This is a genomic window from Thioalkalivibrio sp. AKL10, assembly GCF_000381845.1.
Lineage (GTDB): Bacteria > Pseudomonadota > Gammaproteobacteria > Ectothiorhodospirales > Ectothiorhodospiraceae > Thioalkalivibrio > Thioalkalivibrio versutus.
Genome location: NZ_KB907145.1, coordinates 296,829 through 317,174, shown reverse-complemented (window position 1 = coordinate 317,174; position 20,346 = coordinate 296,829). Strand labels below are relative to the sequence as shown.

The 20,346-nt window shown below is 67.8% G+C and carries 17 protein-coding genes; 4 read left to right on the top strand and 13 right to left on the bottom strand.

The features are described 5' to 3' along the window. Window positions 1-30: 30 nt before the first annotated feature. From G333_RS0112540 to G333_RS0112525, 4 genes are all read right to left on the bottom strand, one after another. A complete protein-coding gene (locus G333_RS0112540; protein ID WP_018951035.1) occupies window positions 31-462 on the bottom strand; it encodes a sulfur globule family protein in 432 nt (143 codons plus the stop codon). 596 nt (window positions 463-1,058) lie between these two features. Next, window positions 1,059-1,769 carry a sulfur globule family protein gene (locus G333_RS0112535; RefSeq protein ID WP_018176020.1) on the bottom strand — a complete coding sequence of 237 codons (711 nt, stop codon included), beginning with the start codon at window positions 1,767-1,769 and terminating at the stop codon, window positions 1,059-1,061. Between the two features lie 31 nt (window positions 1,770-1,800). Continuing rightward, a complete protein-coding gene (locus G333_RS0112530; RefSeq protein WP_019628603.1) occupies window positions 1,801-6,108 on the bottom strand; it encodes an efflux RND transporter permease subunit in 4,308 nt (1,435 codons plus the stop codon). Window positions 6,109-6,238: 130 nt separating this feature from the next. Further along, window positions 6,239-7,447, bottom strand: coding sequence for an efflux RND transporter periplasmic adaptor subunit (locus tag G333_RS0112525; RefSeq protein WP_018176022.1), 1,209 nt, complete (start codon window positions 7,445-7,447; stop codon window positions 6,239-6,241). A 430-nt stretch (window positions 7,448-7,877) separates the two neighbouring features. On the opposite strand from G333_RS0112525, the gene G333_RS0112520 reads away from it, so the two are divergent. Further along, window positions 7,878-9,278, top strand: coding sequence for a sigma-54-dependent Fis family transcriptional regulator (locus G333_RS0112520; RefSeq protein WP_019628602.1), 1,401 nt, complete (start codon window positions 7,878-7,880; stop codon window positions 9,276-9,278). A 107-nt stretch (window positions 9,279-9,385) separates the two neighbouring features. Here G333_RS0112520 and G333_RS0112515 read toward each other — a convergent pair whose 3' ends face one another. From G333_RS0112515 to G333_RS0112495, 5 genes are all read right to left on the bottom strand, one after another. After that, complete coding sequence (locus G333_RS0112515; protein ID WP_018951039.1) at window positions 9,386-10,045, bottom strand: hypothetical protein; 660 nt, start codon at window positions 10,043-10,045, stop codon at window positions 9,386-9,388. 220 nt (window positions 10,046-10,265) lie between these two features. Further along, on the bottom strand, window positions 10,266-11,069 hold the full coding sequence (locus G333_RS0112510) for a hypothetical protein (RefSeq protein ID WP_019628601.1): 804 nt from the start codon (window positions 11,067-11,069) through the stop codon (window positions 10,266-10,268). Continuing rightward, the gene (locus G333_RS0112505; protein WP_019628600.1) at window positions 11,066-12,118 is read right to left on the bottom strand and encodes a glycosyltransferase family 4 protein; all 1,053 of its coding nucleotides are present in this window, start codon (window positions 12,116-12,118) and stop codon (window positions 11,066-11,068) included. The genes G333_RS0112510 and G333_RS0112505 overlap by 4 nt, the downstream gene beginning before the upstream one ends. Before the next feature lie 5 nt (window positions 12,119-12,123). Beyond that, window positions 12,124-12,522, bottom strand: coding sequence for a 6-carboxytetrahydropterin synthase (locus tag G333_RS0112500; protein WP_019562853.1), 399 nt, complete (start codon window positions 12,520-12,522; stop codon window positions 12,124-12,126). Window positions 12,523-12,561: 39 nt separating this feature from the next. Then, window positions 12,562-13,572: a zinc-binding alcohol dehydrogenase gene (locus G333_RS0112495; RefSeq protein WP_019628599.1), complete on the bottom strand. Its 1,011-nt coding sequence runs from the start codon at window positions 13,570-13,572 to the stop codon at window positions 12,562-12,564. Window positions 13,573-13,708: 136 nt separating this feature from the next. On the opposite strand from G333_RS0112495, the gene G333_RS0112490 reads away from it, so the two are divergent. Continuing rightward, complete coding sequence (locus G333_RS0112490; RefSeq protein WP_019628598.1) at window positions 13,709-14,488, top strand: CDP-alcohol phosphatidyltransferase family protein; 780 nt, start codon at window positions 13,709-13,711, stop codon at window positions 14,486-14,488. After that, entirely contained in the window at window positions 14,481-15,119 is a 639-nt protein-coding gene (locus G333_RS0112485) for a YceI family protein (protein ID WP_019628597.1), read from the top strand. Before G333_RS0112490 ends, G333_RS0112485 begins: the two co-directional genes overlap by 8 nt. A 468-nt stretch (window positions 15,120-15,587) precedes the next feature. On the opposite strand, the gene G333_RS0112480 is transcribed toward G333_RS0112485, so the two are convergent. Continuing rightward, window positions 15,588-15,800: a putative motility protein gene (locus tag G333_RS0112480; RefSeq protein WP_018937902.1), complete on the bottom strand. Its 213-nt coding sequence runs from the start codon at window positions 15,798-15,800 to the stop codon at window positions 15,588-15,590. Between the two features lie 234 nt (window positions 15,801-16,034). Continuing rightward, window positions 16,035-16,664, bottom strand: coding sequence for a class I SAM-dependent methyltransferase (locus G333_RS0112475; protein WP_018951046.1), 630 nt, complete (start codon window positions 16,662-16,664; stop codon window positions 16,035-16,037). A gap of 337 nt (window positions 16,665-17,001) precedes the next feature. Between G333_RS0112475 and G333_RS0112470 the strand changes: the two genes are divergently transcribed. Continuing rightward, the gene (locus G333_RS0112470; protein ID WP_026289422.1) at window positions 17,002-18,738 is read left to right on the top strand and encodes a uracil-xanthine permease family protein; all 1,737 of its coding nucleotides are present in this window, start codon (window positions 17,002-17,004) and stop codon (window positions 18,736-18,738) included. 27 nt (window positions 18,739-18,765) lie between these two features. Here G333_RS0112470 and folE read toward each other — a convergent pair whose 3' ends face one another. After that, window positions 18,766-19,419 (bottom strand): GTP cyclohydrolase I FolE, encoded by a 654-nt coding sequence (folE, locus tag G333_RS0112465; RefSeq protein ID WP_018951048.1) that lies wholly within the window; start codon window positions 19,417-19,419, stop codon window positions 18,766-18,768. Between the two features lie 24 nt (window positions 19,420-19,443). Further along, window positions 19,444-20,229, bottom strand: coding sequence for a DUF3429 domain-containing protein (locus tag G333_RS0112460; RefSeq protein WP_018951049.1), 786 nt, complete (start codon window positions 20,227-20,229; stop codon window positions 19,444-19,446). Window positions 20,230-20,346: the final 117 nt, after the last annotated feature.

Sequence of the window (20,346 nt, the reverse complement as noted above, 5' to 3'; positions counted from 1 at the left end):
GACACCGGGCAGGCCCGAACAGCGACGGGCTTAGTTGCCCTGGCCCTGCTGCTGCGGCATCTGACCCTGCGGGCCATAGCCCCGCGGGCCGTAGCCCGGACCGTAGCCGTAGCCCGGGCCGTAGCCATAACCCGGATGGCCGTAACCCTGACCATAACCCCGGCCGTAGCCATCCCCATAGCCATGACCGTAGCCGTGGCCGCGGCCACGACCGCTGGCGGAGAAGTCAAAGTTACCGTCACCCATCATGTCACCCATCATGTCGCCCATGCCGTAATTACGACCGGAGCCGTAACCGGGGCCACCGAAGAACGGCATGCTCGGGCCATAGCCGTAGCCCGGGCCATAGGCGCCGGGGCCATACCCGTAGCCGGGGCCGCCCCACTGGGCGGAGGCCATCATCGGGGCGGCCAGGCCACCCAGGGAAACGGCGAGAACTGCTGCTTTGACCAACTTGTTCATGGTGCTACCTCCTGAAGGAGTCATGCCCTCAATTTGAATGCGTGTACGCGGGGAGGGCTTCCCGAATGCACGCCTTACTGGTCAGGGGAACGGGAAACCGCCCATCCCCCAGGGGAAGACCGAAGACGGCCCGCCCATGCCCGGGTAACCGGACTGCCCCGGATACCCGTATGGATAGCCCCCCGGCATCCCGCCAGGGGTGTGGAACGACGGAGCACCCGGTGTGCCGTACGGGTGTTGCGGCCCGTAGCCGCGGTACGCCGGAGCGTGCTGCGGCGGGCCTGGCGCATCCCGCGATTCGCCCCGCCGTGACGGGTCGTAATCGCGGTCCGGAAAACGCCCGCGCGGGCGTTCCGGGGCCGACCGCTGCACCTCCGGCGTACCAGAGGCCCAGGGGTTGTGGCGATCACTCGCCGCCAGGTCGGCGGCCGGCAACAGAAACCCCGTGGCCAGCAATACCCCGAGTATCGGGGCGTTTCTGACCCGCCTGCGTTTCGGTTGACCGGACTGCCTGCCCTGCATGGCGAACTGCCTCCGTCTGGCTTCCACTCCGACGGGCACCAGCGCCCGTCGGCATGCGATCCCCGATCCGAAGATCAGTACTCGCCTTCTTCCTGCATGGATTCACGACGCTCCTGCATCATCTCCATGCGGCGCTCACGCTGGCGCTCCATCTCTTCCTCGTACGCCGCACGTCCGGCTTCCATCGCCTTTTGACGCGCTTCGCGCATGGCTTCCATCTCTTCCATGCGCTCCTGGCGCTCGGCGTGCTGGGCCTGGATGCGCTCACGCATCTCTTCTGGCATGTCTTCCGGCAGGTTGTCCGGATCGAACTGCTGCATCTGGCCGTAGCCCTGACGCTGCTGCATGCCATAGCCCGGCTGCATCATGCCCGGATGGCCGAAGCCGCCCTGCTGCGGACCTGGGCCGTAACCGGGGCCATACCCCGGGCCGTATCCCGGACCATAGCCCTGATGGCCGCGACCATAGCCCTGGCCGTACCCATCACCGTGACCGCGCCCGTAGCCATGACCCTGACTGCGCCCGGACATGCCGAAGCTGAAGTCACCGGAGCCTTCACGCTGCTGCATCATCCCGCCACCGGGGTGTGCGCCCATGCCGGAGCCGTACGGGGCATGCCCGTAGGGGCCGGGCACCGGGCCCTGCTGGCCCATCGCCGGACCCTGGCCGTAGCCCTGACCCTGGCCCTGTTCCTGGGCCTGGGCGACGCCCAGGGCCAGCACGGATGCCACGGCGGCACTGGCCAGCGTGGTACCAATCATTCGGGAATTGAAACGCTTCTTCATTGCGAACCTCCTCGAGGTCTTGCTTGCATGTTCACTTGAGTCGAATCCCACGTCGGGTGCGGCCCTTGCCGGGTGTACCCGACTTGCCGCTCCCCTTGGGGGTGCTGCCGCTGTCCTTGCGGCCGGTCTTGCTGCTCGTGGTGCCGGTCTTGCTTGTCCCGCCGGCCTTCTTGTTGGATGCCGTCGACGCGCGCTTGTTCGCGCTCGCGCTGCCCGTTTTCCGGGTTCCGGTGCCCTTGCTGGTGCTGCTTGCGCGTCCTTGCGTGGCGTCACCGGACACGGACGTGTCGCCGGGGGGCTTTCTCGCGGCTGCGGTGGACTTGCCCTTCGCGCTTACCGAGGTGCCCGCTGGCGACTTCTTCGTAGCCTTGGTCCCCGCGGTATCGCCAGCACCCCGCGTGGAGCCGGCTTTCCCGGCACGCGACCCGACCGGGGTAGTCGATGCGGTCGTCTTGCCTGCCCCGGCGCGGGACGTGGTCCTGGAGGTGGCCGCCTGTTTCGCAGTCCCCGCGTCGGGCTTCTCAGCCTGAGCGCGGCTGGACGGCACGGCACCGGCGTCCTGGGCTCCGGCATTCCCGGTGGCGGGGGTGGAAGCCGCTCGCTCTGGGGTGCCGGTCGCCTCAGGTGCCTGCGCAACAGGGCCTGACGGCTTCGAGTCCGCCGACGGGTTTTCCGAACGGGACTGCGGAGTCGCCGCAGCCCCGCCGGAACCCGTGCCCGACGCGCCACCGCTCCCCGGGGCACCGCCCGTCGGCCCGCCAGGCCCGGCGGAGGGACCGCCCGATCCGCCGCTGGGCGGCGGGGGGCCGCCATCGCCATTGCGGCGGCGTTCAATGAAAGACCGAATCAGGCGCCCCAGGGCGAGCGCCAGGTCGCGCAGGCCCTCGATGAAAGCCACGACCAGGCATTTGAGATAAAGCCCCGCGTATTGCACGACCTGGGTGACCGGCCCGCCCTCGCGCGGGCCGAACAGGTCATTCCCCTCGCCGGATGCCCCCGGAGACGCACCATGGGTCGGGCTGGCCGTCACACCGGCATGCACAGCATGGCCATTGCCATTGCCACAGCCCGCCGTGGCCGCACCGTCCTCGTCCAGGCTGGTCGGGCAGAAGGCACGGCGGCCGGAGATACAGCCCAGCGGGATCACCACCAGGGTCAGCAGGGTGGCCACCACCGTGCCGAACATCAGCGAGATCGCCATGCCCTGGAAGATCGGATCGAACAGGATCACGCTGGAGCCGGCCAGCAGGGCCAGCGCGGTGATGATGATCGGACGGGTACGCGCCTGGCAGGCCAGGATCATCGCGTCGCGCACGTCGTGGCCCTCGTCCACCGCCTGGCGACCGAAGTCCACCAGCAGGATCGAGTTGCGGACAATAATCCCCGCGAGCGCGATAAAGCCGATCATCGAGGTCGCGGTGAATTCGGCGTTCATCAGCCAGTGGCCGGGAATAATGCCGATCAGGGTCAGCGGGATCGGGGCCATGATGATGCCCGGCAACACGAAGTTGCCGAACTCCCAGACCACCAGCATGTAGATCAAGATCAGCGCGATCGCGAAGGCGATCCCCATGTCGCGGAAGGTCACGTACGTCACCGTCCACTCGCCGGCCCATTCGAAGGCGGTCGAGCCATCATTGGGCGGCGGCCCCAGCCAGTGCGGCTGCACCTGGCTGCCATCCGGAAGACGGTAGTCCTCCAGCTGTTCCTGGACCTCCAGCATGCCGTACACCGGCGCGGCCAGACGCCCGACCACCTCGCCGGTCACGTACTCCACCGGACGCAGGTTCTTGTGGTAGATCGGCTCGTCCTGCGGGCGCTGGACGAATTCGCCCAGCTCGGCCAGCGGGATCGACCCGCCCTGCCGGGTGGAGATCGGCAGCATCTCCAGCTGCCGGATGTCATTGCGCGTTGCCATCGGCAAACGCATCTCGATCAAATGCGGCTCGACCAGCGACTGCGCCTTTACATCGCCCAGGATCTGCCCGCCGATCGCGGTCTCCAGGGTTCGATTGATGGTGTCCACGGTCACACCGCGGCGCAGCGCCTTGTCGCGATCCACATCGAAGTGCCAGACGTTGTGTGGCGCCTGCAGGAAGCTGTCCACATCGGCCACGTGCTCGGCACCGGCGAACATGCCCTCGAGATCGCGGGCTACAGCGCGGCGGGTGGCAGCATCAGGGCCGTAGATCTCGGCGACAATCGACTGCAGCACCGGCGGACCCGGCGGCATCTCGACCACCTGGATGCGCGCGCCGGCCGCCTCGGCCAGCGGGGTCAGGCGTTCGCGCGCCTCGGTGGCAATATCGTGCGAGGTCCGGCTGCGGTCGCCCTTGTCCACCAGCTGCACCTGGATGTCCCCCTGCCAGGGTTCGTTGCGCAGGTAGTAGTGCCGCACCAGGCCGTTGAAATTGAACGGCGACGCGGTCCCGACGTAGGACTGCAGAGCCACCACCTCGTCCATCTCGCGCAGGGCGCTGGCCATGTCGTGGCTCAGCGTCGCGGTCTCGGTCAGGGCCGTGCCCTCGGGGAAGTTCACCATCACCTGGAACTCGGGCTTGTTATCCAGGGGCAGCATCTTCACGCGGACGTCCGTGGTCATGAACAGGCTGACCATCAGGAAGAAGATCACGATGACGGCGATCAAAAAGGCGTAGCCGCGCACCCGGTTGTCGGCCAGCCCCGGGATTACCGTGCGGTAGAACCGCCCCAGCTTTTCCGCCTGGCGATGTTCCTTGTCGGTGGCCTTTTCCAGATACGCCATGCTCGGACGCAGGCGCTGGGTGAGCCACGGGGTGAATACAAACGCCGCCACCAACGAGAACAGCATGGCCACGGACCCCAGCACCGGGATCGGCTGCATGTACGGGCCCATCATCCCGGAGACGAAACCCATCGGCAGCAGGGCCGCGATGACCGTGAAGGTGGCCAGGATGGTCGGGTTGCCGACCTCGCGCACCGCATCCACCGTGGTCTCGGTATCGATGCCGCGCTTCATCAGCCAGCGTCGGTAGATGTTTTCCACCACCACGATGGCGTCATCGACCAGGATGCCGATGGAGAAGATCAGCGCAAACAGGCTGACGCGATCGATGGTGTAGCCCAGCAGCCACGCGCTGAACACAGTGAACAGGATCACCACCGGGATCACGATCAGCACCACGACCGCGGCACGAACCCCCAGGAACAGGCCCACCAGGATGGTCACTGCGAAGGTGGCGATGAACAGCTTGAAGAGCAGCTCGTTGACCTTCTCGTTGGCAGACTTGCCGTAGTTGCGCGAAACCGCCACCTCGACGTTGTCCGGGATCACGCTGCCCTTCAGACGCTCCAGGCGCTCGAGCACGTCGTTGGCAACGGTCACCCCGTTGCTGCCGGGCTTCTTGGCAATGGCCAGCGTGACCGCCGCGGCGCCTTCCGGTGCCGCATCCGGTTGGGGTGCTGCCGGACCGGAGTAGTGGCGCACGAACCGCTCCAGCTCGCCCGGGCCGTACGTTACCTCGGCCACATCGCGCAGATAGACCGGCTGGCCGTCACTGACCGCAACCAGGAGTTGCTCGAGATCGGCCGCACCGGTGAAGAAACGCCCGGTGTACACCGCAGTACTCAGCCCCCCGCTCTCGATGCGTCCAGCCGCGCCTTCGACATTCGCCGACTGCACGGCCTGGGCGATCTCGTCCAGGCTGATGTCATAGCCCGCGAGGCGCTCCGGCAACACCTCGATGCGCAGACGCTCCTCGCGCCCACTGACCACGAAGCTCTGGTTGGTGTCGGGGACCTCGTTCAGCTGCTGCTGCGCATCCAGCGCAATCTGACGCAACAGGGCATCGTCCACCTCATGCGACCAGAAGGTCAGGTTGACCACCGGCACGTCGTCCGCACCCTTGGCCTTGACCATGGGCTCGCTGACGCCGGGCGGCATCAGGTCCCGATTGGCGATCAGCTTGTCGTGCACCTTGACGATGGACGACTCCATCTCCTCGCCAACGTCGAACTGCACGGTCACCATCGCCTCGCCGCGATGCGACACGGAGTAGACGTTGTCCACCCCGGACAACTCGCTCATCAGCCGCTCCAGCGGCCGCGCCGCGAGGCTCGCCACCTGCTCGGAGGGCACGCCGGGGTAGGACACCATGATGTCCACCATCGGCACGGAGATCTGCGGGTCCTCCTGGCGCGGCGTCACCATCAGGCCGAGAATGCCGATCGCGATACTGGCGATCAGCAGCAGCGACGACAGCGGCGAATGAATAAAGGCCGCCGCCATGCGCCCGGCAATGCCGGGGTCACCGTGTTTCTGCCGGAAACCGGTCTCGGATTGTTTGTCGTCTTCGGCCATCGAGCTTGAACAGTCCTGTTGTCAGTCTGGCGTCCCGAGCACCGGTTCGGCCGGCGCGTCGCCACCGGTGCACCTGCCAGGGGGCAGCAACCGGCGCTGATAGTCCCGGCCTGCAGCCGGGTATGGAGCCCTACATACGGCTCCAGGGGTCCGTGACACCGTCGCGGCGTCCGACGCCCGAATCCGGGGAACCGCGCCCCACGGGCTGGCCGGAACGCACACCCGCGCCCGGTCGGGCCAGGATCTGCATGCCCGGCTCCAGCCCGGAGGTCACCACCACCTGGTCGCCGCGTCCGCCACCCAGGCGCACCATGCGCACGCGGACGTGGCCCTCGCCATCCAGCACGGCCACGCGCGGCAAGGCACCGCCCGGGATCAACGCCGAACGCGGGATCACGACCCGGTTACTGGAAAGCTCGCCCTGCGGCAGATGCACCGCCGCATGCATGCCCGGCCCACCGCGCACGCCCTGCGGCAGGTCGAACTTGACCGTGACGGTGTGGCGCTGCGGGTCAGCCAGGGGGAAGATCCGGGCGACCCGGGCCTCCACTTCGTCACCGGTATCCAGCCGCACCTGCACGTAGTCGTCTTCCTGCAGGCCGCTCACCAGCCGCACCGGCACCTGCGCCTCGACGCGCAGGAATTCGACATGGCCGAAGCTCACCAGCGGCTGGCCGGGCTGGACGGTATCGCCCTCTTCCACGTGCTTGTGCATCACCAGGCCATCGAAGGGCGCCTCGGACCGGGTGTCGCGGATGGCCGCGTCCAGTTCGGTGACCCGGGCCCGGGCCTGCTCCCAGCGCGCCTGCGCCTGATCCACGCCGATGTAGCGGGAATAGAGATCCGTACGGCGATCCAGCGCGGGATCGCCCATGCCCATGACCTGGCCCATCGGCTGGGTGAACATCTGGTCGAACATCGACGGCACGCCCATGCCCGGCATCTGGCCAATGCTGCGCGACTGCGGCGAGACCATCTCGCGGCCGTACTGCATCTGGGCCTCGCGGATCGCGGCCTCGGCGGTGCGCATCTCGGCCTCGGCCGCCTGGCGCTGGGCGCGCAGCCGGTCGTCGCTGATGGCCACCAGCACCGCCCCCTGTTCGAAGCGGTCGCCCTCGGCGCCCGCCACATCCACCACGCGCCCCGCGGATTGCGCGGTCAGGGTGACTTCACGATAGGGGACCACGGTGCCACTAACGGTCTGGGTGGCCGCCTGATCCGGCTCCACCGTGAGGATCGGACCAGCGGCGTGGGCCGCCGAGATGCCGAACAGCGGCAGGGCCAGTGCGGTACCCAGGAGGGTGCGGGCCAGGAGGCGTCGGGAAACTCGCGCAAACATGATCGTCCTACCTCGCGCCGTATGTCGCGATGAAAGAAGGCGCCCGCACCCGGCGCACCTGCGCACACGGGACCAGGGGCAGGGAATGGACCGCACTCGACCGGACGCCGGGGAAACTGGCGGCGAAGCCCGTCCGGCGACCCGAGTCAGCCGGCTGAAAACCGCAGTGGGTATCCATTACCCAGTATGTAGATGAACTCATGCCAGAGCACAAGCAACGCATATGCCAATATATCGACCTTCTTATAAAACAATCACTTAATTAGGATTTACTGATATTCAAGCAATGACTGTTGCAACACCCCCGTTTCGCGCTATAACCGAGACAGGGATTGGCGAAACGGGCCATACCGGGGGTGTTGCAGGTGCCCCCGGATGTTGCAACACCGCACCGCTTCCGCCGACCCCTCCAACAAGAAAAGGAGGCGGGATGACCACAACCGAACTGGCCGAGATCTGCATCCGACACAGTCGGGACCCACACCTCATCAGCGATACCCGGGGCCGTGTCCTGTTCGCCAACCCGGCCTTTCACCAGACGCTGCAAATCCCCTCCGATGCCCGCCTCACCCTGGCGAACCTCGGACCACTGAATCTCGAACAACACCTGCAAGAGGCCGCCATTGCCGCCGGCGAGCACGATGCCGACGCCAACAGCACACCGCACGCCCTGCACTTCTCGCTAATGGCGGAACTGGACGACGAGACCCTCCCGCTGGAAGTGATCAGCCAGCCACTGCGCCTGAACGATGACCAGCGCGCGCTGCGTCTGATCACCCTGCAACCGCAGCGCCGGCGAACAACCGCGGTGGAAACCGTCAGCGAGGACGGACAGGACGGGCTCGAGGACAGCCACTTCCATTCCCACGACGCCAACTGCCGGCCCACGCTGCAGTTCGCACGGCGCGTGGCCGCCAGCGACGTGCGCGTGATGCTCATGGGCGAATCCGGCACCGGCAAGACGCGCCTGGCCCGGGCCATCCACCAGTCCAGCCGCCGCATCCGTGCCCCGTTCGTCGAGATCAACTGCGCGGCGATCCCCGAGGAGCTGCTGGAATCCGAACTGTTCGGCCACGCCCGCGGGGCCTTCTCCGGGGCGGTCAACGACCGGGTCGGGCGCTTCGAGGCGGCCGACGGCGGCACCTTGTTCCTCGACGAGATCGGCGAGATGAGCCCGCGCCTGCAGGCCAAGCTGCTGCGCGCGGTCCAGGATGGCGCCTTTGAACGCGTCGGCGAGAACACCACCCGGCAAGTGGATGTGCGCATCCTTTCCGCGTCCAATCAGAACCTGCGCAGCCGCGTCGAGGCCGGCGCGTTCCGCACTGACCTGTTCTACCGCCTCGCGGTCGCCACGGTGGAAATCCCGCCGCTGCGCGAGCGTCCCCGGGATCTGGAAGCCACCCTGCAGGCCTACGAGGTGCACCACGGCATCCGCATCGCGCCGCATCTGAAGGAACGGCTGCAGGAGCACCCCTGGCCGGGCAACTTCCGCGAGCTGGAGAACGTCTTCGAGTGTCTGACCCTGCACGCCCGCAACGGTCAGGTGGACGACTTTCCCCTGCCCCAGCCGATCCGGATGGATGCCGATGCGGCGGACACGATCCATGCGCCGCGCACCAACCGCCATGACCCGGCCCACGTTCCCGACGACCAACCGAACGACCGGGCGGGCCACCCGACCCGCGACGGCCAGCCCAGCGAGCATCCGGAGGCCCGGCGCCTGCGCGAGGCACTGGTCGCCCATGCCGGAAACCGCTCACAGACCGCCCGCGCCCTGGGCATGGATCGCAGCACCCTTTGGCGCAAGCTGCACCGCTACCAGCTAGTCTGAACCTGCGGCTGGCAGACGGCCGCCCCCACAAGAAAAGGCCCCGGAGGTGTACACCCCCGGGGCCTTTTCGGTTGCCCTGCCCGCGCCTTCCGGCAGCGCGAAAAGACCTAGCGGTACTGTCGCAGGTGGCGGGCGCCATCGCGGTGGTGGCGGTCATACACCGGCGCCAGGCGCTCGATCATCGAACGCCGCTCGCTTGTCGGCAACAGCCCCAGGGCGCTGTCCCAGGCCCGCATCGCGCCCGCGGCATCGTCAGCGGCATACAGGGCGTTGCCCAGCTCGCCATAGAGGTCGGCACGCTGCGCCGAGGTGGCCGGAATGTCTTCCAGTGCCGTGCGCAGCACCTCGACCGCCTCCTCGGGTCCGCCCCGCCAGTAGGCGACACGCCCGGCCTCCAACGCCTCCTGCACCTGCCGCGCGACCTCTTCTTCGCTCATCGGCTCGCCGGTGGCCCGGAGCTGCGCCTGTTCCTGCGGGTCCGGAATCGGGCGCTGTGCGCTGCCCTCGTCCTCACGCTCGTAGGCCTCGCCCGTCATCGGGTCCATGTCGCCCTCCGACAAACGCCCCTCACGCGGCGCTGTTTCGTCCGCTGGGGCCGGGGCATCCTCGGCGACCGCAACGGCCTCGACATCCGTGTCCTCCGGCACCGCATCGGCGCTGGGGGCCAGTACATCGCGCGCCGACCAGGCGATCAGCCACAGCACGATCACGATCAGGATCCAGTAGCGATTAACGAAACTTCTCTGCTTGTTGTCTGCCTGTTCCATGCCTCACCTTTTCCGGTTTTTCCATTGGCGGAGCGACTCGGGCAACACGGATGAATGCATTCATCAGCGCTACTCCGGGGTCTCCGTCAAGCGTTCATTCCATTACCTATTTCTATCCTGCACCGAAACGCCTTCCAGAGCGAACAGGATAATGGACAGCACATCGGCGCCAATTCTCCCTTGTAAGGGGATGCTGATTAAAACACCCGGGCGGCGTGGGTCAGCGCAAACCGAGCACATCCTGATGCCCGACGGTCAGCTCGACCTCGCCGCGGGCGAGCGCCACGGCGCGCGCCTCGCCCCAGGCACGCAGATCCGCCACCCGGCCCGGGTCGATCGCGCTGGCCGCGGCCACCCAGCCGTCGATCAGGGCCGCACCCAGCCCCGCCCGATGCGCGTCAATCCGCCAGTCACTGGCGCAGGTTTGCACCCCGTACCCCAGCCCCTCGAGCCGCGCCGCACAGGCCGGCGCGGCGGTCGGCCCCAGGGCCGCGCCGAACCCCTTGTCCGAGCGCTGGTGCCGATTGACCGCGTCCTCCAACTCGGCATCCAGGGCATGCGGCTGCGACCAGCGAATCCGCCCGTCATAACTCAGTGCGAACAACACCGCGGCACCCTGTTCGGCGCAGGCCGCAAGCAACCGGTCCAGCCAGTCCTCCGAAACCAGATCCAGCAGCGCCGAACCCGTCACCAGCGACGATCCGCCCGCGAGGGCCGCAGCCGGATCGTCGGCCAGGTCGCTCACCCACCGCTCGAGCTCAATCCCGGCGCCGGGAGCGACGGCGCGGCCCAGCAGCCCGGTATCGTGGTCCACCAGCCGCCAGTGTTGCGGGGGCGGCAGTCGCGGCGCGAGGTAGCGCAGGTTGGAGCCCGTGCCGCTGCCCAGATCCGTCACCTCAAGGGGGGCGGCGACACGACGCCCAGCCAGATGCGCACGCAGGGATTCGACCAGGGCCTCCGGCCGGGCGGCATGATCGGTCGCCTCGCGCAGGGCCAGCCAGTCGGCGTCGAAGGATTCCGTCATTGCAGCCACGCCTCCAGCGTCTGTTCCAGTGCGGCCACCGCACCATCCCAGTCCGAACGTTCCGCCATCGCGTCGCGTGCCATCCGTCCCATCCGGTGGCGCGCTCCATCGTCGACCAACAAGGCGTCGATGGCCTCGGCAAGCGCCCCGATATCTCCCGGCGGGACCAGCCGGCCGGCCGCCTCCGGCACGGTCGCAGGGATCGCCCCACCGGTGGTACCGATCACCGGCAGGCCGCGCGCCATTGCCTCGGCATAGGCCATGCCGAAGCCCTCGTAAGCGCTGGGAAGGACAAACAGCGAGGCCCGCCCATACCAGCCCTCCAGCGCCGCATCATCGCATTCGCCGGCCCACTCGATCCGGTCTCCAAGCCCGGCCTCGGTGATCGCCGCCTCCACCCGCTGCACATAGGCCGCGTCCCGCACCCGCGAACCCACCAAGACCGCCCACCAGTCCGTGGTCCGGATGCACGCCAGGGCCTGCACCAATTCCAGCTGGCCCTTGCGCGGCACGACCGAGCCCACACAGAGCAGCAGCGGCCGCTCGCCGGGACCGGGCCCCAACGCCTGCGGCCGCGGCTCGATCCCCGGCGGTATCGCCTGGAGCCGCCCGGAAGACACCCCCCAGGTGGCCACCTGCCCGGCGGTGAAGGCACTGGTGGCCAGCACGCCCTCGACCTGACCCACGGCGGCGCGTTCACGCGCCAGCAGGTCATCGGCCCGCGCCGGTTCCAGCCCGGTCTCCAGACCCAGCGGGTGATGCAGCAGATAGATCAGATGCAGGCGCTCGGCGTGGCGGGCCAGCACCCCGGGAAAGGCACCCGCCGCCAGGCCATCCAGCAGCACGGCCCGCCTATCGGGGAAGCCCGCAAGCGCGGCGTCCAGGGCCGACTCGGCCGCCGGGCTCGGCCCGGGGAATGCCCCCTCCAGCTCGCGCACCGTCACCGTCCAGCCGCGCGCCCTCAAGCCCGCGACCATGCGCGCATCGTAGCGATACCCGCCGGTGCGCTGCTCCAGCGACCCCGGCACCACCAGGCCGAGCTCACGCATTCGGCTCAGGGTGCCGCCTCGTAGCTGGCCCAGGCCACGTGCGACTCGTTCAGCGTCACGCACACCGCGTCCAGCTCGCGGGCCGATTCGCCCAGCTCACCGGCATGGATGGCGCGCGCCACGCGCTGATGCAACGCATGGGCGAGGAACTCGGTGGTGGTGTTCTGGCCGCGAAACTCCTCGCGCTCGTCCAGGTTCTGGTAGTTCAGATCGGCCAGGAGGGCCTTGACCACCTCGCTGGCGCGGCCGATATCCACCACCAGCCCGTCGGCATCCAGTGCCTTGCGGCGGAAGGTGACGTCGACCACGTAGGTCGCGCCGTGGAGCTTCTGGGCCGGGCCGAAGGTCTCGCCGGCAAAGCTGTGGGCGATCATGAAATGATCACGGACGTTCAGGCTGTACATCGGGCAGTTCCCCGCAGGTCGAATTGAACGGAAAAGGGGTCAGTAACGAATCCGGTGGCAGAGCGTGCGTTCGGCCTCGGGCCCGGAGACACGCTGCATTGCCGTCGGCAGGTCGGCGAACGCATCCTCGCCACTGATCAGGGCATCCAGCACCGGATCGGTCAGCAGCGACAGCGCCAGCGCCAGGCGGCGGCGATAGTCCCAGCGCGCCGCGCGCTCCGGCGGGATGCGTCCGACCTGCGAGCTGCGCAACGTCAGCCGCCGCGAGTGAAAGGCCTCGCCCAGCGGCGCCGGCACCGGCTGATCGCCGTACCAGCTCACCTCCACCACCCGGGCCTCGACCCCGGCGAGCGCCAGCGCCTGCTCCAGCCCGGCCGGGTTGCCGCTGGCATGCACGACCCCGTCCAGACCCTGCAGGTCCGGATTTGCTTGCGCCGCGTCCGGGGTGCAAAGGCTCAACCCCAGCCGGGCCGCCACAGCCTCGCGCTGGGGGTTGGGGTCGATCAACGTCACCTCGGTGCCGGGGATCGCGCGCAGCAGCCAGGCCACCAGCAGCCCGACCACCCCCGCCCCGATCACGGCGATGCGATCCCCCGGACCGGAGTGCGCATCCCAGACCGCGTTGATCGCCGTCTCCATGTTGGCCGCCAGCACCGCGCGCTCCGCGGGCACCGCATCCGGGATCGGGACCACCGCGTCCGCGGGAACGACGTAGGCGCTCTGGTGCGGATACAGACAGAACACCCGCTGCCCCAGCGGTGCATCCCCTTCGTCCCCCGCCTCGACCATTCCGACGCTGATGTATCCGTACTTGACCGGCCAGGGGAACTCGCCCGCCTGGAACGGCGCGCGCATCGCCTGATGCTGGCTCGCGGGGACCCGGCCATGAAAGACCAGCGCCTCGGTCCCGCGACTGATCGCGGAAAACTGCGTGCGCACCCGCACCTCCCCCGACACCGGCTCCGCCAATGCCTCCGGGCGCAGTTCGCCCGTGCCGGGACCGACGACCCAGAAGGCCTGTTCGGGAGCCGGCGTGTTCACCGGAAGCACTGCAAGGTCAGGATGCAAGGCGGCGTCATCATCCGCGCAGTGTGGGCGAAGCGTATTCCAAGCGGCAACTCCCGGCGCGCGGCGTGGTCGCAAGGCAAGGCCCCGGAGACCTCCAACGGAGGGCTACAATCCCCACATGGAATCATCCACCGCCAAACGTCGCTCCGCGGCACGGATACGGACCGGTCTCCGCGTCTGGGCGGCCGACGGGCTCGTCGCCGGCCTGCTGGGCCTGGTCGTCACGGCGGCGCTGATGCTGCACGCCGAACTGGGACCGCACGCAATCCTCGGCTTTGTCGTGCTCTGGTTCATGCTCGGCGCCCTGCTCGCCACCACCACCCCCCCGGACGGACTGGCCCGGGACGGGCGTGGCCCCGGCCCGGCCAACCGGGTCACGCTGCTGCGCGCCGCCCTGACCGCACCCCTGGGGGCCCTGGTATTCGCCCCCCCTGCCACGGGTGACCCATTGCTGGCCCTCTGGGTGATTGCGCTGGCGGGTCTGGCCCTGCTGCTGGACGGGCTCGACGGGGCCGTCGCGCGGCGCACCGACAGCGCCACCGCATTCGGGGCCCGCTTCGACATGGAACTGGACGCAGCGATGATCCTGGCTTTGTCCGTGCTCGCCTGGCAGATGACCGCAGTCGGCCCCTGGGTGATCCTGATCGGGCTGATGCGCTATGCCTTCGTGCTGGCCGCCCGCCCCTGGCCCTGGCTGGCCGGGGCGCTGCCACCCAGCCGCCGCCGCCAGACCGTCTGCGTGCTGCAGACCGTAGTCCTGCTGTTGATACTGATCCCCGGCCTGCCCGCCAGCGCCGCGATCACGATTGCCCTGACCGGCCTGCTGGCCCTCGGCCTGTCCTTTGCCGTGGATATCCACTGGCTCTACCGCCACCGACCGGAGGTGTGTCATGACTGACGCCCGCAACCACCGCTTTTCCAGCCGCCTGCGCTCCGCGCTCCTGACCTGCCTGCTGACCGCAACCTTCGCCCTGCCCGCTGCAGCCCTGGCCGATGCCGACCGCTGGGTCATCGACCCCGACCACTTCGCAGTCGGTTTCCTGGTCGATCACGCCGGCTACGCCAAGGTCATGGGCATGTTCCTGGAGGCCGAGGGCGAGTTCACCTTCGACCCGGACTCGGGCGAGCTGGAGGGCGGCTTCTTCGTCATCAAGACCGACAGCGTGTTCACCAACCACGCCGAACGCGACGACCACCTGCGCAACGAGGACTTCCTGCACGTCGAGGAATACCCGGAGATGCGCTTCACCGCCACGCGCTACCAGCCCACCGGCGAGAACACCGGGCGCCTGAGTGGCGGCCTGGAGCTGCTGGGCGAGACCCGCACCATCCATCTCGACGTGACCATCAACAAGGTCGGGCGCTACCCGTTCCCGCTGGGTGGCCTGTTCGGCCGCCCGTACGTGCTGGGGGCGTCGATGCGTGGCAGCTTCGATCGTTCCGATTTCGGCATGACCTACGGCCTGACCCGCGACATCGTTGGCGACGAGGTCGAACTGATGATCGAGTTCGAGGCGCAGCGGCAGTAACGGACGGCCGCCTGAATGGGTTCATCACGAAGCACTCAAAGAGACGACGGAAACACCGGGGCGTGTAACCACAGAGGGCACCCAGGGCACGGTGCAGGGCAGGCTCCCGGCCTGCCGCGCAGGGCGCGACGGCTCTGGATGGAAGACCGCGTGATCGCGGGGTACGGGGGCATCCGGACACAGCGGCTCCGACACCCGGGACCAAAATACTTCCGCGTCATCCCGGCCGTAGCGCAGCGGAGAGCCGGGATCTCCACACGCCGTTCTAGCCCCAACGTACGGGTCACTCATACCGTGGAGATCCCGGATAACCGCTGCGCGGTTTCCGGGAGGACGATGTAGGAGGCGCCTGGAGACCCGGGCCCGCACGGGCCTTGAGCCTGGCTGACGCTCGTTGCTAATCAGGAAACGAAAAGGCCCCGGGCAGTAACGCGCCGGGGCCTTGCAGGGCGAAAGGACTGGGGGGCGTCAGGCGGTCGTGTTGATGTTGGTGCCCACGTTTGCCGGCAGACCCTGTGTGGCGGCCTGCATCTCGCCAATGTCGGGTAGTGCCTCCAGCATCGACTGAGCGGCCATCTCCTGCGACTCCATCGCCTTCTTCTGCAGGGCCACATCTTTCTGCATGGCCAGCTGCTGCTGGCTTTGCTGGGTGGCCATTGCGGCAATCGCGCTTGCGTCCATCCTGGTACTCCCGGAATCTGAATGTACAGGCCCACCAGCGCTCAGGACGACGGGCCTTCCCCCGGTGACGGCCGCATCCCGCAAGACTTGAGCCTCCATGCACGATTTTTTCGCACGCGGGAGGATTTTCAACGCACAACTGCACGAACGACGATCAGCACCGGAACTCTCGTCGCCGATGCTTCCCCTTCTTCGCGCCAGCGTGCCCTTCGTGGTGAACAAGGCCCTCGACCTTCAGTCAGTCTTCCCGGCGTTGCGTCCGGCAGGATCTTCGGGCGCTCTGCAGACCCGCGCGGCAAAGCGCCGCATCACGCCACGGGCCACGCGATCCTCGGGTTCGATGCAGAACCCGGCCTGCTCCACCGCGGCCTCGGTATCGCGATTGGGATGGCAACCGCCGGTGACGCAGGTCCAGGCCGGCTGCACCCGGTCCTGGGCCCGTCCCAGCAGCGGGCGGGTGTGGCGCACATGCTCCAGCATGCGCAACGCGCCGCCGTCCGCCAGCACCCGGCGCACCTCGCCCAGGGCCCGCGGCGGGTCCTGGACGCTGCAGAAAACCAGGCCGGAGACCACGCTATCGAACACCCCATCCGCAAATGGCAGCGCCTCGGCCTTCGCCACCACCAGCGGGACCGCCGGCGCACGGCGTCGCGCCCTCCGCAGCGCGGCCAGGTCCGGATCCATGCCGATCACTTGCGTCGGATCCGCGTACAGCGGCAGATCGCGCCCGGTCCCGCACCCGACCTCCAGCACCCGGCCTTCGGCGCCCTCGACCAGGCGCCGTCGCCAGCGGCGCAGCCCCAGAAGATCGGCACCGGCCATCAGGCCGTCATACAGCCAGGGGATCTGTTCAAGACCGCGCATCGCGACTCCGTGGTGCCAGGGGGGAGAAAATGTGACGCATGCCACATTCTTGCGGCGGGTGGCAGGAACCTGTTTCCACAGTCCCTGTCCACTTATACAAGATGCGGAAATCATCGGCTCGTGGCAACGGCAGCCGATGACCCGCCGTTCAGATCACAACCCTCCATCACACGGGTGTCTGAACGATCTTGGGCCCGGCCATTGCGCCGGGTCTTTTTTTGTCTGGTTGCCCGTCCCCAACGACTCGCGGGCAACGCCCAACCAAAACCTCCTGGGCTCCCGACACCACGTGGCTGTTATGATTGCGCGCTTTCGCCAACCGCGCCCAGGGGGCACCGTGGCCGAAGCTTCCCAGTCGAAGATCATCTATGAGGTGGACGATCACCCGCCTCCGGTCAAATGCACAATCAGTGCGCTGCAGAGCCTGTTGTTGGTCGCACCGACCATCATCATCGCCCCCCTGATCCTGGCCCGCGCCATCGGTCTCGATCTGGCCGCGACCCAGTGGACCGTATTCGCCGCCCTCATCGGCAGCGCGCTTGCCACACTGATTCAGGTCCGCCGCGTCGGCCCGATCGGATCGGGCTACCTGATCTTCATGGGGACCTCGACCGCCTACCTGGCCGTGGGCATCGAGGCCGCCCTGGTCGGCGGCATGGCGCTGGTCGGCACCCTTGCAGTGCTGTCGGCCCCGGTACAGTTTCTGTTCGCGCGCTATCTCGGGCTATTCCGCCGCATCATCACGCCCACCGTCAGTGGGGTCGTGATCATGCTGGTGGTGCTCGGCGTAATCCCCACCACAGCCGACATGATGCAGGGTGAAGGAGACTACGAGGGGACCTGGCGGGCGCTGGTGGTGGCCCTGTTCACACTCGGGTTCACCATTCTCGTGGCGGTCTTCGGCGGACGCCTGCTGCGGCTGTGGGCGCCCATCATGGGACTGGGCTCCGGGATCGTGGTCGCGATGATCTTCGGCGTCACGGATTTCTCGGAGGTCACCGAGGCCGCCTGGTTCGGCCTGCCGCCGCTGGAATGGCCCGGCTTTTATTTCGAGTTCTCGCCCACCTGGTTCACGCTGCTTCTGACCTTCGCGATCGTGACCCTGGTCGGAGCGGTGGAGTCCATTGGCGATACCCAGGTCGCGCAGCGCAACTCCTACCGCACCCCGCGCAAGATCGACCACGACCGCGTGCGCGGCGGGCTGTATGCGGACGGCCTGGGCAACATGATCGCCGGCAGCCTGGGCACACTGCCCAACACGACCTATGGCATTGGCGTCTCCTCGATCGAGCTGACCGGCATGGCCGCCCGCCGGGTCGGCTACTACTTCGCCGCCTTTCTCGCGCTGATCGCGCTGATTCCCAAGCTCAACATGCTGATGATCTCGCTGCCAGGCCCCGTCTTCGGCGCGTTCCTGCTCATTTTGCTGGCCCTGTTGTTCGTCGCGGGGATCCGCCTGTGCGCCCAGGACGGCCTCAACTACCAGAGCGGGCTGATCATCGGTGTCGCCTTCTCGACGGGTTTCATCTTCCAGAACGAACTGTTTTTCCACCACCTGATCCCGGAGGCGCTGAGCCCGTTTCTGAATAACGGCGTCTCCACCGGCGGCACGGTGGCGGTGGCACTCAGCATGATCTTCAACCTGCGGCCCCGCCCGCATCGACGCGCGACCTTCGAGCCCGAGGCGGATTCCCTGCCACAGGTCCATGCCATGGCGCAGGAATTCGGCGAAAGCCTGAGCCTGCCGGAAAAGCAATCGGTCAAACTGCAGATCGCCCTGGAGGAGGTCTTCATGCATCTGTCCGAGCAGGCAGCCCGCGAGCCGGGACGCAGCCGGCCGGTCGATGTACGTCTGGAACGCGAAGGCGAGACGCTGGCGGTGGAAATGATCGATCGCACCGCCGCGGCCGAGGTCGACGAGGCCGCGCTGCGCGAGGCACGCCAGTGGACGGCCAGCGACGAACAATCGCTGCGCGAGCTGGGCCTTTACCTGCTGAACAGCCTGGCGCAGGACGTTCGCCACATGCGCATGGCCGGGGTCAACTACATCTCGTTCAGCATCCCGCTGCGCTGAACGCGCCCGACGCCGCCCGGTCGGGGTTCAGTCGCGGCTGCCGCGGATGAGGTTCAGGAACTCGCGGCGGGTGCGGCCATCCTCGCGGAAGGCGCCCAGCATCACCGAGGTCGCCATCGAGGAGTGCTGCTTCTCCACCCCGCGCATGGTCATGCACATGTGCTTGGCATCCACCACCACGCCAACCCCCTTGGCCCCCGTCACCTGCATCAGCGCCTCGGCAATCTCGCGGGTCAGGCTCTCCTGGATCTGCAGCCGCGCGGCGAACATGTCCACGATGCGGGCAATCTTCGACAGGCCGATCACCTTGCCATCGGGCAGGTAGGCGACATGCACCTTGCCGATGATCGGCAGCAGGTGATGCTCGCACAGGGAGTACAGCTCGATATCGCGCAGCAGGACCATCTCGTCGTTATCGGACGAGAACAGCGCATCATTCACGATGGTGTCCAGGTCCTGCTGGTAGCCACGCGTCAGATATTGCATGGCCTTGGCTGCGCGCATCGGCGTGTCCCGCAGGCCCTCGCGTTGCGGATTCTCGCCGAGCCCGGCGAGAATCTCGCGGTAGTGCTCGGCGAGTTGTTCCGGGGCGGCCAGCGGCTGGCCCGAGGCAGGGGTGGCCGTCGGCTCGTCGGCCATGCGGTCATCTGCGTTCATCGATGGTTCCTTGTTCTCGTTCATTCTCGCGTTCTTCCTCTTTCCTGCTCAGGCCGCGATGGTGACCGCGAGGCCGGAGGCCAGGGCCAGCATCGCGCCCACGGTCAGCATCAGGCGCAGACCGAGATAGCCACGGGGCAACGCCCGCCGTTGCAGGCTCAGCCGATCCACCCACCACACCCCAAGAAACAGCACGGCCAGCGTCATCAAGGCCTGCGGCAGCGGCTGCAGCACCGCCAGCCAGGCCAGGACGGACGGCACCACCGCCCACACCGGCGCCGAGAGCGGACCCACCCGGTGCTGCCGATCCGCCAGATAGATTCCCCAGTGGACCGCCCCCAGGAACGACAGGATCACCGCACCATAGAGCGCCAGGGCCTCCAGTGCGAAAACCTGCCATTCGGGCTGGGCCATCCAGGCCCCGATGCCGAAGAACGCGAAGGGTAGCAGCCCGGCGTACCCGAGCACCTGCAATGCAGGTGCCGGGGTATCCGGGCGCGCGCCCTCGCCGCGCGCCTGCAAGGCCCGGTGGCCCAGGTACTCGCGCAGTTCAGGGAGGCCGCCGATCACCCCTTCACGCGTCACAAACAGCGGCAGCACCGCGGCGCCGGTGGCCTGTTGCAACGCATGGAACTGCTCGCGGTTATGGGCCGAGCCCATACCCCACTCCAGCCGCTGCCAGCGCCCCGGGGCCGTCGCCTGCAGAAGCGCCTCGGCATCCCGGAAATCCGACAGCCCGGAGGTGATGCCCACGATCTCGTGGGTCGTCAGTGCATCGCGCACCTCTGCCGGCCACTCCGGTGCGCCCGCTTGCGCCTGCTTGTCTGTGTTCACGATCCGCGTCTCCCGCTGCGCCTGTTTCGCGGTAAACCGCCCTCCTATTGGAAGCCGGGGAACTTTTTACCGCCACCATTTACAAAGATTGTACAGTTATTGTATAAGATGTACATC